The sequence below is a fragment of the Bradyrhizobium sp. 76 genome (assembly GCF_023073025.1).
Taxonomy (GTDB): domain Bacteria; phylum Pseudomonadota; class Alphaproteobacteria; order Rhizobiales; family Xanthobacteraceae; genus Bradyrhizobium.
The window spans coordinates 26,538-41,101 of sequence record NZ_JADPIS010000065.1 but is presented as its reverse complement, the minus strand read 5'-3'; the positions used below and the strand labels follow the sequence as shown (position 1 = coordinate 41,101).

The 14,564-nt window shown below is 58.6% G+C and carries 11 protein-coding genes and 4 pseudogenes; 9 read left to right on the top strand and 6 right to left on the bottom strand.

The window, feature by feature from the left end; genetic code table 11:
- On the bottom strand, window positions 1–681 hold a 681-nt coding region (locus IVB48_RS15790; protein WP_247400716.1), incomplete at its 3' end, for a GDP-mannose 4,6-dehydratase.
- A gap of 292 nt (window positions 682–973) precedes the next feature.
- Here IVB48_RS15790 and IVB48_RS15785 point away from each other — a divergent pair.
- The 5 genes and pseudogenes from IVB48_RS15785 to IVB48_RS15770 all read left to right on the top strand — a co-directional run.
- A pseudogene (locus IVB48_RS15785) lies at window positions 974–1,264 on the top strand (transposase); the annotation flags it as partial.
- Window positions 1,265–2,188: 924 nt separating this feature from the next.
- The gene (locus IVB48_RS15780) at window positions 2,189–3,805 is read left to right on the top strand and encodes a phosphoenolpyruvate carboxykinase (protein WP_247400714.1); all 1,617 of its coding nucleotides are present in this window, start codon (window positions 2,189–2,191) and stop codon (window positions 3,803–3,805) included.
- Window positions 3,806–4,900: 1,095 nt separating this feature from the next.
- A complete protein-coding gene (locus IVB48_RS15775) occupies window positions 4,901–5,266 on the top strand; it encodes a hypothetical protein (RefSeq protein WP_247400712.1) in 366 nt (121 codons plus the stop codon).
- A gap of 713 nt (window positions 5,267–5,979) precedes the next feature.
- Window positions 5,980–6,114, top strand: coding sequence for a hypothetical protein (locus IVB48_RS41175; protein WP_256468894.1), 135 nt, complete (start codon window positions 5,980–5,982; stop codon window positions 6,112–6,114).
- A gap of 556 nt (window positions 6,115–6,670) precedes the next feature.
- On the top strand, window positions 6,671–6,883 hold the full coding sequence (locus tag IVB48_RS15770) for a hypothetical protein (protein ID WP_247400722.1): 213 nt from the start codon (window positions 6,671–6,673) through the stop codon (window positions 6,881–6,883).
- Between the two features lie 68 nt (window positions 6,884–6,951).
- Here IVB48_RS15770 and IVB48_RS15765 read toward each other — a convergent pair whose 3' ends face one another.
- The gene (locus IVB48_RS15765) at window positions 6,952–7,278 is read right to left on the bottom strand and encodes a hypothetical protein (protein ID WP_247400710.1); all 327 of its coding nucleotides are present in this window, start codon (window positions 7,276–7,278) and stop codon (window positions 6,952–6,954) included.
- A 263-nt stretch (window positions 7,279–7,541) separates the two neighbouring features.
- Here IVB48_RS15765 and IVB48_RS15760 point away from each other — a divergent pair.
- Window positions 7,542–7,852: pseudogene (locus IVB48_RS15760) on the top strand (DNA ligase); the annotation flags it as partial.
- 673 nt (window positions 7,853–8,525) lie between these two features.
- Window positions 8,526–8,885 carry a hypothetical protein gene (locus IVB48_RS15755; protein WP_247400708.1) on the top strand — a complete coding sequence of 120 codons (360 nt, stop codon included), beginning with the start codon at window positions 8,526–8,528 and terminating at the stop codon, window positions 8,883–8,885.
- 1,123 nt (window positions 8,886–10,008) lie between these two features.
- Here the strand turns inward: IVB48_RS15755 and IVB48_RS15750 are convergent.
- The 3 genes from IVB48_RS15750 to IVB48_RS15740 form a co-directional block, all read right to left on the bottom strand.
- Complete coding sequence (locus tag IVB48_RS15750; RefSeq protein ID WP_247400706.1) at window positions 10,009–10,215, bottom strand: hypothetical protein; 207 nt, start codon at window positions 10,213–10,215, stop codon at window positions 10,009–10,011.
- Window positions 10,216–11,316: 1,101 nt separating this feature from the next.
- On the bottom strand, window positions 11,317–11,481 hold the full coding sequence (locus IVB48_RS15745) for a hypothetical protein (RefSeq protein WP_247400704.1): 165 nt from the start codon (window positions 11,479–11,481) through the stop codon (window positions 11,317–11,319).
- A 238-nt stretch (window positions 11,482–11,719) separates the two neighbouring features.
- Complete coding sequence (locus IVB48_RS15740) at window positions 11,720–12,028, bottom strand: hypothetical protein (protein WP_247400720.1); 309 nt, start codon at window positions 12,026–12,028, stop codon at window positions 11,720–11,722.
- A gap of 124 nt (window positions 12,029–12,152) precedes the next feature.
- Between IVB48_RS15740 and IVB48_RS15735 the strand changes: the two are divergent.
- A pseudogene (locus tag IVB48_RS15735) lies at window positions 12,153–13,251 on the top strand (IS3 family transposase).
- Between the two features lies 1 nt (window position 13,252).
- Here the strand turns inward: IVB48_RS15735 and IVB48_RS15730 are convergent.
- A complete protein-coding gene (locus tag IVB48_RS15730) occupies window positions 13,253–13,516 on the bottom strand; it encodes a hypothetical protein (protein ID WP_247400701.1) in 264 nt (87 codons plus the stop codon).
- A gap of 540 nt (window positions 13,517–14,056) precedes the next feature.
- Between IVB48_RS15730 and IVB48_RS15725 the strand changes: the two are divergent.
- Window positions 14,057–14,239, top strand: a pseudogene (locus IVB48_RS15725) (hypothetical protein); the annotation flags it as partial.
- Window positions 14,240–14,564: the final 325 nt, after the last annotated feature.

The following is a 14,564-nucleotide window of genomic DNA, read 5'->3' as shown; positions in this document are numbered from 1 at the left end:
GTCGCGCCTGGCCGAGAGATTGCCAAGATAGAGCGTCTCCTCCAGCCCGACCTCGATGCGGGCGACAGCGCGCGTGATCTTGCGGGTGACGAAGGTTTCGCCGCGGATCGGGCTTTCGTGGTTGAACAGGATGCCGTTACTCGCGAACATGCCGTAGGCCTCACGGTAGTTCACCGTGATCCAGTAGCCGTAAAGCTTTGCCACGCCGTAAGGCGAGCGCGGATAGAACGGCGTCGTCTCCTTCTGCGGGATCTCCTGGACGAGACCGTAGAGCTCCGAGGTTGAGGCTTGGTAGAACCGCGTCTCCTTCTCCATGCCGAGGATGCGGATCGCTTCCAGCAGGCGCAGGACGCCGATGCCGTCGGCATTGGCGGTGTATTCTGAGCTTTCGAAGCTGACGGCGACGTGGCTTTGGGCAGCGAGATTGTAGATTTCGGTCGGTCGGATCTGCTGTACCAGACGGATCAGATTGGTCGAATCCGTCATGTCGCCGTAGTGCATCAAAAACGGGACGTTGCCGACATGCGGGTCCTGGTAGAGATGATCGACCCGCGCGGTGTTGAACGAGGAGGAGCGCCGCTTGATGCCGTGCACGACATAGCCGAGCGACAGCAGATATTCGGCGAGATAGGCGCCGTCCTGGCCGGTCACACCGGTGATGAGAGCGATCCGCTCAGCCATGCCTTATGCCTTGGTTCCTGCTAAAGGAAATCAGAGAACGGATAACCACCGTTCGCGTGCCGTGACAAGGTCCCTGAAGGCGAAAAGCGAGCGAACCGCAGCCTTCCCGGGCAACACGGATGTATCGCCGGCCACCGGTTCAGTCGCCGTGGTGCTTCCGGTTCGATGCGAGGAAGCGGCCGAGGCCGTCCGCGATCACATCGACGGCGCAAAACCGGAGAGTGAAAAGTCGAACCCGTTTCCAGAACGTCGCCGGCCTGATTGGCAGCAGCTTTCGGTCGCGAGCCTGGCGATGATCTTCTTGAGCATCTTGACCGACGCCGATCTGCTGCGCGAGATGATCGGCTTTGCCGCTCAGCTTCTGATGGAGCCGGAAGTGGGAGGCCAAACCGGGGCGGCTTACGGCGAGATAACTGCCGAACGCCTGACCCAGCGCAAGGGCTGTTGGGAGCGGATCTAGGAGACCCGCGCCGGCGCAGTCGAGCTGCGCATTCCCAAGCGGCCCAAGGGCTCTTACTTCCCCGGCTTCCTGAAGCCGCGCGACGTGGCCGAGAAGGCGCTCACCGCGGTGCTCCAGGAAGCCTAAGTGCAGGGCGTTTCAATCACTCGGTCGACGATAACTTGGAATCCATCGCGCCATCGAACAATGCTCCGATCGTTAGCCTTCCGGCTATCCCCCGCTGATCAGCCCGGCTCTCGCCGGCGAGAACGGTGACGCGCCAGCTACAGCACGCCAGGGCACGCTCTCCCGTTCGATATCCCGGCAAGAACGGAAAGATCTAGGCCTTTGCAACGGAGGCCACAATCTGTTCGAAAGCGAATGCCGCAAATTCGACTGCTCGCACTGGATCTAGAACAGAAGTTTGCTAGCCACCGCCCACGTTGCAGCCGCAATTAGAAATAGCCAAGCAAGAGATGCTACGGTTACGGCTATCGCCCAGATGACAGCAAATAGGCGCCGACGTCCATGAACTGACCGCGGAAGCTTCTGTTGGCCGTCCTCTTCGTCGGCAGAAACATTTAGGTCGCGTGAATCCACTATTGGCATAAGTGCAAGAGAGTTAGCTGCATGGGGAAGGCAATCTGGACCTCGCATTCGCAAGTACGCAAGCATATTAGAACTATGAGTCTTGACAGAATTTAGACGCTGAACTGAACACAGCAGGATGCCCTTGTGAAATGTAAGTTTTTCAAAGTACAAAGTGAGTGCACGAAGCGTTCGGGATGCTCAGAGCATTCCAGCCTGCGGCTTTTGCATATGCCCTGCGGAGCGGCACCATCGTGGCGACGTGGCAGTCGCAGTCACGATACCTTCCTGTTTCGGCTCTCAGATCGGCCTCTTGAGCGATTTGTCGGCTGTGCTAGGATGTTTCTATTGTCGTGCAACTTTCCGTAACTGTTTCAGCATTTGGTTGCAGCGGGAGTTGTCCACTAGACTGGCATGATTTTTGCCGTCGTACCTTTGTTTTGTTCTTTTTTTGAGGCGTTGATTGCGAGTGTGTACCTGATGAAGAATCTTGGCGTGCGCAACGGTGCCTTCGGCGCCAACAAATTCGGCTTAAAGAATCTCAAGCAGGTTCACTGGAACCTCGGTGCGCCGCAACTCTATCAATACTCGCTCTCCGCGGGAGAGGCGGTGCTGTCGGCCGATGGCGCGCTCTGCGCCGACACCGGCGATTTCACCGGCCGTAGCCCCAAGGACAAGTTCACGGTGCGTGACGCCACCACTGACAAGAAAATGTGGTGGGCCGGCAACCAGTCGATCACCGCAGAGCAGTTCGAGACACTCTACCAGGACTTCCTCAAGCACGCCGAAGGCAAGGCGCTGTTCGCGCAGGACCTCTATGGCGGCGCCGATCCGGCTTATCGCATCAAGACCCGCGTCTTCACCGAGCTCGCATGGCACTCGCTGTTCATCCGCACGCTGCTGATACGTCCCGAGGCGATCGAGCTCTCGGCGTTCGTGCCCGAGCTCACCATCATCGACATGCCGAGCTTCCGCGCTGATCCCAAGCGCCATGGCTGCAAGTCGGAGAACGTCGTCGCGATCGATTTCGCCCGCAAGATCGTGCTGATCGGCGGCTCTTATTATGCCGGCGAGATGAAGAAGTCGGTCTTCACCACGCTGAACTACTATCTGCCAGAGCGTGGCGTGATGCCGATGCATTGCTCGGCCAATGTCGGCGCCAAGGGTGATGCCGCGATCTTCTTCGGCCTGTCCGGCACTGGCAAGACCACGCTGTCAGCCGATCCGAACCGAACGCTGATCGGCGATGACGAGCACGGCTGGGGCCCGAACGGCATCTTCAATTTCGAAGGCGGCTGCTACGCCAAGTGCATCAAGCTGTCGCAGGAAGCCGAGCCCGAGATCTACGCCGCCTCGACGCGCTTCGGCGCCGTGCTCGAGAATTGCGTGCTCGACGAAGACACCCGCGTGGTCGACTTCGACGACGGCTCCAAGACCGAGAACACGCGCTCGGCCTATCCGCTCGAATTCATCCCGAACGCCTCGCGCACCGGCCGCGCGTCGCAGCCGAAGAACATGGTGATGCTCGCCGCCGACGCCTTCGGCGTGCTGCCGCCGATCGCCAAGCTCTCGCCGGCGCAGGCGATGTATCACTTCCTGTCGGGCTACACCGCCAAGGTCGCGGGCACCGAGCGCGGTCTTGGCAACGAACCGCAGCCGGAATTCTCGACCTGCTTCGGCTCACCCTTCCTGCCGCTCGATCCATCCGTCTACGGCAACATGCTGCGCGATCTGATCGCCCAGCACAATGTCGATTGCTGGCTGGTCAACACGGGGTGGACCGGCGGCAAGTACGGCACCGGCTCGCGCATGCCGATCAAGGTAACGCGCGCGCTGCTCACCGCGGCGCTCGACGGCTCGCTTCGCAACGTCGAATTCCGTACCGACAAATATTTCGGCTTCGCGGTCCCGACCGCGCTGCCGGGCGTGCCGAGCGAGATCCTCAACCCGGTCAACACCTGGAAGGACAAGGACGAGTTCGACAAGACCGCCCGCGCGCTGGTCGGCATGTTCCAGAAGAACTTTGCCAAGTTCGAAGCCCAGGTCGACGCCGAGGTCCGCGCCGCTGCACCGGACGTGAAGCTCGCGGCGGAGTAAGGCTTCGCATCTCGTCCCTTTGCAGCGATCTCTTCACTCTCACTCCACGAACGCTCTTCCTTGCATATGACATTCCCGCAACCGAAGTGGATCTTTGGTCGCCAAGCGCGAAGATGCATCGCTGTCTGGGCCGCTCGTGGAGCTTCCATGCACGTCGCCCCGCCATGGCGTGATGTGTCAAAGACGAGTGTGCAACTTGGAAGATTGCTCTCGTAGCCGGTCGGACTTCGAGGGCAATATCCTGTCTATGCTCTAACTCCGAAGTGTCTTGCGCCATTTGAACTAACGTGCGAGCAGCCTCCGCCTCGGCGTCAGCCTGCCTTGCGAATTCCATGCTCCTGGTCTGGGAACAATTTCTTTCCCTCTCTGATGATCAAAACGTTACCCCTTCAGATCCATGGGGTCGATGAAATGATGCTAGAATGATGAAATATTGCTAGAATACGGCATTTTGCGCACCCGGAAAGCTAGCCAGCCCTGGTTCTGCCTCGAGCTTGCTGTCCGCCAGAATGGCAGACTTAGCCCCGGCCTACCTTCACGACGGAATAGAAGTAAGCAGACCGATCCGGGAGGTTGCAAACGATACTGCAGAGGTGCAGCGCGCCGGCAGCTTGGCTTTCCGGCACATATCCCGGAACCAGTTGCCAAAGCCAGCCGCGGTGAATGGATTGCCCTCCCCGGTGATCAGAAACGTGAGCCGTTACTCGATGGCCTAGCGTCGATCGCTTCCTGCAGCCTCGGCGTGACTTCGAAGTTGAAAGGTACGCCGGTCTTTTGCCTACGCATCGTCATCAGCCCCTTGCGAACGTGCTGGCGTCCCATGCGCACCACGTCGCACTTGGTCTGGCTCGCCTGCAGGAGGAGTTCGTATGCGAGCCGGGCCTCGTGTTCCCCGGGCATGGCAGGATTCGAACTGCTCACACTCCGACACATCCCACGATGATGGCCGATGGTTTCATCGTGATCAAAGGCGGAGCCGCAACTCGGTTTGAAAGCCTGCCACCGTGGACCGGCTACTAAACGGACAATCGCCTCAAATTTTAGAGGTTGTTTGAAGCAGCCTTTGCAATTTTTGTGAGAGACAGGATGCAGCCATTGGAGGAAATCATGGTTGTTTTCGGGGTACTGCTTTTTCTGGTTTGTGCAATCTCGGTGATCTATCCGCTGCGCTTTCTTATGATACCCAATCGCATGGTGGCGGTCTGTGGCGTGATCGCCTCGCTCTTCATGATCGTTGCTAACGCGCCGCCGCCATCAAAAACCGCGAATGCTGCTGAGCGAACGCCTGCCTATACAAGCTCCGGCGGCTGCAAGACAGACATCAACGGCGACTTGAAGTGCTCGCACGAATCCCAGGTCAATTTGTTCGGGAGCAGCAGCCGCTCGACATCTGAAATGAAGTGCGGACAAAATCCCGTGACATTGGGCTACGAGTGCAAATCTTCGAGCAGCGCCTACTGAGAACGATAGGCCCGCCAACGAGAACCGGCGGGCCACACCGATTATTAAGTCTGCTGGCTTAGGATTGACATCGGGACGGGGCCATGGGGGACGTACGCGGCCTTGTGCTTGTGGTCGAGGGCCTGCCAACTCAGCCAGCCCCGGCGGGCCCTCCCACACCTTTGATGCACATTAAGCCTGCTTGCCCATTGTGACATAGATTATATTGCACGCGGGAAATGCTGCGGTACGATCACTCACCGAAGCTGGCTCCATATTTTTTAGATCTTTTTGACCCGGAATTTTTTGACCTAGCGCGGGCCGTAGCAGTATCCCCCTGCTGCGGCCTTTGTCGTGCCTCCCGCGGACTCCAGATAACGCCTTGCTAACGAAACCGTTTGTCGCCTTGCGCGAAGCACTCCTGAAATGGTCCGGGTTTAACGTCTGCTTATTAACGAGGGGATTTCAAAATGATCACGCTCAAAGCAATAGCGCTTGTCGTCGGTGCCGGGTTTATCTTCGTGGCGTATTCGAGTGAGCTGGGCCCTGACGTTGTTCTCGCTATTGTAGCTTGCCTCTTATAACGAGAAGGCCCGCCAGCGTGAACTGAGAGGGCCCGTCAACCGAAGCGGCCTTTACGGGTGCGCGTGCCTCGAGCCGCGCCAATAACGGGAGTACTGCCGGACTCGATTGCAGGAGATGCGCAGGTCCGAAACGACCTACTAGGGCCAACGATGAGCAAGATCGGGTTGGTTATTTTTCTGGTCGCTGCCGCCGCCTATGCAGCGGACCAGCATTGGAATTATGGCCACTACACCAGCAGTACCGTATCTGTGCTGCGTCACGCGCAACGGTTGCTCGGTATGTGAGTGTCGCCAGAGCGGAAAGACTGCCAGCGTGAACCGGCTGGCCCAAAAGAAGGCCCCAGCGCGGGCAAGCGCCGAGGCCTCACTTGGGGAGATTGCTTGGCCGGGGGACCAAGCGCTGGGACGACTCTCTCGCACCGCTGTTGTTCCTAGCGCACCGCTGTTGTTCCTAGCCTCATGCAATTGCCGTGGCAGACCCGGTTAGAACGCTGGCGTCAAAGCCCCACCGACTGGATTGATTCTTAACCTAAGTTAATGGGCGATGTGTCAGAGTGCCTCCCGGGACGGGCCGTGGTGGACATACGCCGCCTTGCTTAGAGGTAAAGGCCCGCCAGCAGCCAGACCGGGCGGACCTTCTCTCACGCGCGTAAAATGCGATTTCAAAGTGTGATCTAAATGACGTTGTGCGTTGGCACAGGTGCTGTATGTTTCTGCTGACGGGGCTGGCTGCATATTTCACTTAGATCGTTTTTACCGAATGTTTTGACAATAAGGCCCCAGCGGCCCCCCACTGCGGCCTTCGTGCCGGTCGTTTTGATTGCCCATAATGGACAGCATTATGCCTAAGGAAAATTGTTTGATCGTTGTTGCCGCGGGCCGACAATTGGACTTGCTGCGCGGTGAAGCGTCCCGCATCGCAAGGGGAGCCAAAGCCGATTGGTGGATTGATCGTGCCGAGGTCGGAACGCGCTTTTGCTTTGAAGATGCTAAGGCAAAAGAGTCATTCGCACTCACTTGCGACAGCTTCGGCATTCCTTGCAAAGACGGCTAATCTAACAAGAAACCCGTCCACCCTGGGGAGCCGGCGGAAGTTTGGACTTGGAGTTTTAGCGACCGGACTTAGATCGCAGCTTGGAGCCTGAGCGCGAGCGAGCCCACCTGAGCCGCTGGAGTGCCCATAGTGTTCGGATCAGTCGCATCAGACATACCCATCCAATTGCCAGCTTTGCGAGCCAACCTGCTCGAGCAGGCCTTCCATATCGCCGATGCCGCGTCCTCAAGGTCGGTTCGATTGCCCGCGGCCCACTTCGTTTGATCTGACCATTCCCCCATACCGAGGCTGCCAAGGGACGGCTCCTCTTCGAGGTCGTTCTCTGCCGGGTAGTCATCCTCAGCAGGGTCTTCGTCCTCCAGGTCGGCCGATATGTCGTCCTCGAGCTCGGTCATGACGTAGGTCTGAGGCGTCCAGGAAGGCTATCAAGCGGGTGATCTCTGCGGATGCCTCTTTCCTGAATCTGGCGAGCTTGTTGAGAGCAGTTTGCCGCTCCCGCTGTTGGATACCTAGCCCGGCCAAAAGCGCACGGGTGGAGTCCGCAGGAGTTCTCTGATGTTTTCCGATAGGGAGCCGCCATCCGGACCTAGAGACGCGTTTACGCTAACATGTTGCCCCTCAGGACCTGCAGCAATTCACCCTTCGCCTGGTTGAAGCGATGGCCTTCCAGCGAAAAAAGCCGGAAGCGCCGGGGATCAAGGCCCCCCGGGTTCATTGCGCCAGCGCTCGCCACCTCGATCGAGCGTGTTCCCTCGGGCGAGCTATGGATCCATGAAATAAGTTCGACGGCTATCGTGTCCAGGTCCACCTCGCCAACGAAGCGGTGAAGGTCTTCACGCGCCGCGGCCACGATTGGACTAATCGTTTCCGGAAGGTCGCTGCCGATGCCTGGCACGTCAAAGCAGTGCCGCGATCATAGACGGCGAGATCGTGGTGCCCGCCGCAGATGGCACGACGGATTTCTCCGTGCAAGCGGCCGTCGCAATGCTGGCAATTCCCAAATTGACTCGGGCTAGTCGCGGGGAGTTGGAACCAAGACGGAGCATCTGCACATCGCTAGCTGATGGATATTGGAGTCGGTAAAACTACCGGAGTCCGCTTTTGTACGCATTGTCGCTATAGGGGGAACATGGCATGGCTCGCTCTCCAGCCCCATGCTCCCGGCACCCGATCCAATTGCGGATTAGAGCGCCGGAGCTTCGACGGTGAAGGTCGCAGGAACGTCTAAATGGCTGCTCCTGCGGCCGCCGCGCTGCTTGATGTCCGCACGGCTACAGAAATGAACGAGAAAAGGCCGCCCACTGAGCGGCCTCTCAGGCAGACTAGTGAGGAGAAACTAGCGCAGCCATACCAAATGCAATGACGCAGGCAGCGCCCAGAGACCACAGAGCAATAGCGGCTTGCTTTGACATACCGATTTAACGCTGGCGGTCAGACCCCGTTCCGACGGCAGCGGCGGGCCTATTCCTTGTAGAGGAGGACGTCGAGGGCACCGATCCGACCCGACGACCTAGCAACCGAGCTACGCTCGTGGCGGTTACCCTCTTTTTTGCCGGCCGGATCAGCTGCTCAGCTTCGGTTCGCGGTCCAATCCTCATTCTGCTTAAGTGTCTTCTGCATGTCGCAGCATGCGAAGAGTCGGGTGAAGAGTTCCCTAGTTCATTTTGCGTCGCAGCTTTTCGGCTATAGCTCGCTGGTCGTCGGCGAAGTCTTGCATCAGTCGCCGTGCCGCATCCTCTCCAGTGGACTGCTCCAGGGCTCGCAGGTTGTTCACGAAGGAGGCCTCAAGCAAACGGATGTGCTGGGCAGTAAGCCCGCCAGGGAACTCTGCAAGCAACTCGCGGCAGAGATCCAGCCGCGCCTGAAGTGCCACTTTTTCCCGCTCACGATCCATTTATATATGATGACCGTCCATGCCGAAAGTTCAATGCAAATGCCCCACAATCTGGGAACTTTGTTCTCAGGCGGTAAAACACGGGGATTTATCCGTACCGGACGTTGAAGGGCGCTTCAGTGAAATTGCTAACGGAATATCTCGAACGGGCCGTCCAGCTCGAACAATTGGCGAGCGGCAACCGAACTCCACGTTCAAAGAACAGCTTCTGCAACAGGCTACGGCCTATCGGAAGCTCGCGGCAAAGCGAGCAAAGGATTACGGGCTCCCGCCGCCCAGTCCGCCCGAAAATGTTTGATATGCGGCCAGAGGCTAGTCAGTCGGAGCATATCGCGGATTAGAACAGAGGCCGCTCACCCTCGCCTTTGACCAGCCGGCGGTCCTGCGCCGATCTTCACTCCAGACTTCGATTGCCTGGCGTTGCTGCAGGTGGCGCTCGGCTTCTCGCTTGGCTGCCTCCGGCTCTTCTGCCGCGAGCGTGTAGTGAGCTTGAACCGTGCGTAGATATCGACGGCGAAAGCGTAGAACCGCGTCATCTTAGCCCATGAACCGGCGGACAAAGAGGAGGCCCCAGCGGGGGGGAGCTGAGGCCTCACTTGCGCGCCTGGCTCAGCGGGCCGGAGGGACACCAGGAATCAGAACGACTCCAAGGCGCAATCGATGTTCCTGCATATCGACCGTTTTCTTTAGTGGTGCGAACGGGCGCGATCTTTGCGAGTCGTAAGCGAAAATCTGCCAGGTTGTGCGTGGGACGGGGCCGTGGGGGACATACGCGGCCTTGTGCTTGTGGTTGAGGGCCTGCCAACTCAGCCAGCCCCGGCGGGCCCTCCCACACCTTTGATGCACTTTAAGCCTGCTTGCCGATTGTGACATAGATCATACTGCAAGGGGAAATGCCACGGTACGATCACTCACCGGGGCTTGCCCCATATTTTACTTAGACCTTTTGACCCGGGATTTTTGACCTAGCGCGGGCCGCAGCGGTATCCCCCTGCTGCGGCCTTTGTCGTGCCTCCCTCGGCCTCCAGATAATGCCTTGGTGAAAGAAACCGTTTGTCGCCTTGCGCGAAGCACTCCCGAAATAGTCGGGGTCCAACGTCCGCTCATTGAGGTGGATTCCAAAATGATCACGCTTAAAGCAATTGCGCTTGTTGTCGGTGCCGCATTCATTCTTGCGATGTGTTCGGGTGAGCTTGGCGCGGACGTGGTTCTGGCCGTTGTCGCGTGCGTCTCATAACGAAAGCTCGGTGCTGAACTCACCCTTCTGACCAGCCGGGCGACTCCTGCGCCGATCCTCACTCCACACCTCGATTAACTCGTGTTGCTGGAGGTGGCGCTCGGCTTCACGCCTGGCTGCCTCCGGGTCTTTTGCGGCGAGCGTGTACTGAGCTTGAACCGTGCTGTAGATATCGACGGCGAAAGCGTAGAACCACATCATCTTTAGCCCATGCTGTTTTCGTCAACCGGCGGGCAATGAAGGCCCCAGCGCGGTGCAGCGCTGACTCACTGGGGGAGATTGCTTGGCAGGGGGATCAAGCGCAGGGACGACTCTCGGCGCCGGCCGTGGTTCCTCGGTGTCAGGTGCTACTTCTACGGCATCCCTGAACTTGCCGGCGCTCGCTGCGGTGTCCACCGCTTCCGTTGAAGGCGCCGCTGCAACGGAACGAGCGCCGCGAGATGGTCCATTCAGCCACAATTCGCGCCGGTTGTTATGCGACTTGAGGTCCTTGCCAACCTGCTTGCGGACAGAACTCTCATGATCAGGATTGCTACGGCACTTACGCTCTTGGCCTATGCCGGCAGCACGGCTGCGCAATTTTTACCTAGACACCCAGCATGGGACGGTCTCGGCCAAGATCCGCACGTCATCGTGCAACCATCCAAGCATCGCGCACGCCCGAAAGCAGTTCATCCAACGACGACCGGATCCATTCCCTCAACTGCTTCCGCTGCCGATTCGTCCTCTCCATCCTGGACGCTCGAAAACTCCGCAGCGCGAGATGAGGAAAATCAACAAATCAAGAGGAAGACACAGATCTGTCGCGGCTGTTGAAGTCGACCCCATTACTTGCTCCTGATTGGCGCGCCAGTCGGCGTGCAACTCAGCCTTCGGCTTAAGGTTGCGGCGCATGGCTGAAACTGTGAAAGCCAATCGGCTGGCAGCCGGAAGCCGAGCGAGATCATTTCAGTCGGTGCCCCATCTGCGGCAAGATGGTGGACATGCGCGACTTGGGCGAGGTCATGGACCATCTGCACGGCCAAGAGACCGAGGAAGAGCCCACCAAGCATTGACGATGGCAAGTGACAAGCGCTCGCTGTGACGGCACTTGTTGGGTTTGCGAGAACCACCCTGATCGTCCCTGGGACGGGCGACAGCGTGCGGCTTTGGCGGAGCCGGAGAGCCCTGCCCCGTTTGCAACAACGCGGGATCGAACGTACTCCCTGTACTGCCGAAAGGCTTTGAGACCAGCTTTACGGCAACCGAGATCATGCGGCCGTTGCTGAGGAAGAAGCCAGCTCGCGGGCCGAAGACATAGACTCAACCTTTGCGACGTTTCGACGTCCCTAATCCTTTGAAGGAACTCGCCCGCAGCAACCCTTCGGATGTGATGTCCCGGTACTCCACATCGGCGTAGAACTTCGGCTCAACCCATGTCGCCTTTCGCTTCCTGATAGGCTTGGTGAGCTTTTGCTTCGGGCTCACTACCGTGTCGAGTTCCCTTATCTTTCGGAGGTCTCCGGCTCCAACCTATCCCGACCTTGCCCATATATCGAAGCTCTTTGCCTTCCTGTTGCCCAGGTAGAGGGCGCGCCGGTCGGATCCTTGATGAAACCGACGACCGGAAATTTCTCCCGCTGAACAGTTTTGATTTTTTGCCGGGCCTCAACCCGGTCGGACCTGTAGGGCGCGTCCACCTGCTTTGAGACGATACCCTCGTAGTTCAGCCTACTTGCCGCCTCCAACAGCGCCTGCCCGTCCCCCTCATGGTGCTCGCTATAGAGAGAATAGGCTGCTTCAGCTTGTTGCCCTCGATCAGCTCTTTGAGAAGCTCCTTACGGGCAAGCTGGGAGATTTTGCGAAGGTCCTGACCATCAAACCATAAGAGATCAAAAGCGAAGTACAGCAAGCGGTCTTGGTCCCCTCTCCCGAGGTCCGCTTGCAGCTCAGAAAAGTTGGTGCGTTCCTCGTGGATGACGACGACCTCACCGTCCACGATTGCTTGACCTGGGATGTTGAGGGCACCGGCAATGTCGGCGAACCGGTTGACCCAGTTGTGCCCGTTCCTCGTGAATGCTGACGTGCCCCCGCCAAATTAGGCCAGTTTGAACTGGAATTTTCCACTTATGATCCCCTGATGGGGAGAGGGGAATTCCATGAAGGCATCGAAGTTTTCAGAGGCGCAGATTGCATTCGTGCTGAAGCAGGCTGAAGACGGCTCGGCGGTGGCCGAGGTCTGCCGCAAGGCCGGGATCAGCGAGGCAACCTTCTACAACTGGCGGAAGAAGTATGCAGGCTTGATGCCCTCGGAGATGAAGCGGCTGCGTCAGCTTGAGGAAGAGAACGCGAAGCTGAAGCGGATTGTCGCCGACCTGTCGTTGGACAAGGCCATGCTTCAGGATGTGCTCTCAAAAAAGCTCTGAGGCCTGGCCGCAAGCGCGAGCTTGTCGACAAGGTGCGAAGTGACTGGAACGTGTCAGTCAGGCGGGCCTGCTCCACGCTTCGGGTTGATCGCGCTCTTTACGTCTACAAGTCGAAGCGCGGCGACCAGGCTGCTCTCAAACACCGGATCAAGGACATCTGCGCGACGCGGGTGAGATACGGCTATCGGCGCATTCATGTACTGCTGCAACGGGAGGGCTGGGCCGTTAACGTCAAACGGGTCTATCGCCTGTACCGGGAATTGAGCCTGCAATTACGCAACAAAACGCCCAAGCGCCGCGTCAAGGCCAAGCTGCGAGAAGATCGAACCGATGCCAAACAGATCAACGAGACCTGGGCCATGGACTTCGTTCACGACCAGCTGGCCACCGGCCGCAAACTCCGCGTGCTGACGATTGTCGACATCTTCAGCCGCTTCTCGCCGGCGGTCGACCGCGGTTCAGCTATCGAGGCGAGGACGTTGTGCTGACTCTGGAGCGCATCTGCAAAACCGTCGGTTACCCGAAGAGCATTCGTGTGGATCAGGGATCGGAGTTCATCTCCCGCGATCTCGACATCTGGGCTTATCAAAGAGGCGTTGTGCTCGACTTCTCACGTCCCGGCAAGCCGACGGACAATAGCTTCATCGAATCCTTCAACGGCAAGTTCAGAACCGAATGCCTGAACATGCACTGGTTCCTGAGCCTTGACGACGCCCGGCAGAAAATGGAGGATTGGCGTAGAGACTACAACGAAGTCCGGCCCCATAGCGCGATCGGCAACAAGGCGCCGATATCGCTGTTGAATGGCTCATCGGCGCCCCCGCCGGCATGAGCTAAACCCCGGAAAATTCCAGCATCAGCTGGCCTAGTTTTGGGGAGCACTTCAAAACCCCGGAAAATTCCAGCATCAGCTGGCCTAGTTTTGGGGAGCACTTCAATGCCATGCGGTCGTCGCCGTCAATATGGATCTGGATACGGTAGCCGTCGTATTTGATCTCGTGAATCCACTGACCGCCTGAAGGAGCCCTCATCTTCAGGGTCGCCAACTGTGGGCTGATAAAACCCGGCATCGGGGGTGCCTTGGTACGCTTCGCCACTCTACGCAACTCACAAAAAGCCCCGTCAGGGCTGACATCGGCAGTCTATCTTCCTCAGTTCACGAGTCTCCTAACTCTCGGACAGACTTTGGTGTTCCACCGGCGAATACACGCATGCGGTCCAGCACAACCGCAGATGCCTTTTTAGGTTGTGTTTGTGAGAACACCTCTCGAAGGGCTCGGGAACGCGGTGTGATAAAGCGTTGTCTTTGGCTCTTGGATACTTTCGAACGGCACCGCGCGGCGGGAGCACGGCTTATTTGGCGTTCGCCGGAAATGTCAGGCTAACCGCGCGTTGTGGCGGTGGGGGCAATAACAAGGAGGAAGCTCGTGAAGAAACTGACAGCAGCCGTCCTCGTGGCCTCTGCCCTAACAGTAGGCCCTGCCCTGGCCCAGCAAGCGACACCCAACCAGAACCTGCAGAACGAAGCCGATAAGGGCATTAAGACCCATAACTCTGGCGCCTCGGGCAATGTCGGAAGCCAGGAGTCTCCTGGTGCGGCAGCTCACCCGCCCGGCCAACCGGCTACAGGTGGAGCGTCAACGGCAACTAGCGCGCAGAACTCCGGCGCGGGCATCAGCGGTGCACCCGGCGGGAAGAGCGGTCCGCCGCCCGGTCAGGGCACCGTCGGCTCAGCAGGTGACTCCACGGTGCAACAGCAGGATCCAAGCAATGTTAAGGGTCTGCCAGGCAACAAGAGCGGCCCACCCCCGAAACGCTGACGAGCGGCGACCGCTGGGCGCAGAGGGCAGCTGGCGACGGGCGCGGCGTCTCGCGCCCGTGCGCCTAGGAGCGGGTTTCGCGAAGCGATCAGCGCGAAGGACGACAAACGAATAGCCGAGCTGATCGCACAAAGGGAGGCCTAGATCCGAGAACCGATCTGCTACGAGCCTAATGATCGACCAGGGAAAGTCGAGGCGAAATTTCCGCAGCAAGCTTGCCTCTGCTTTGGCAGCACGGTCCATAAGCTGCGCGGATATGTCGAAGAGGCAGAGCTGTTCAAAGAGCGTGCCGGAGCGGGGTTTCATACAGTCATTGTGTCCAAAA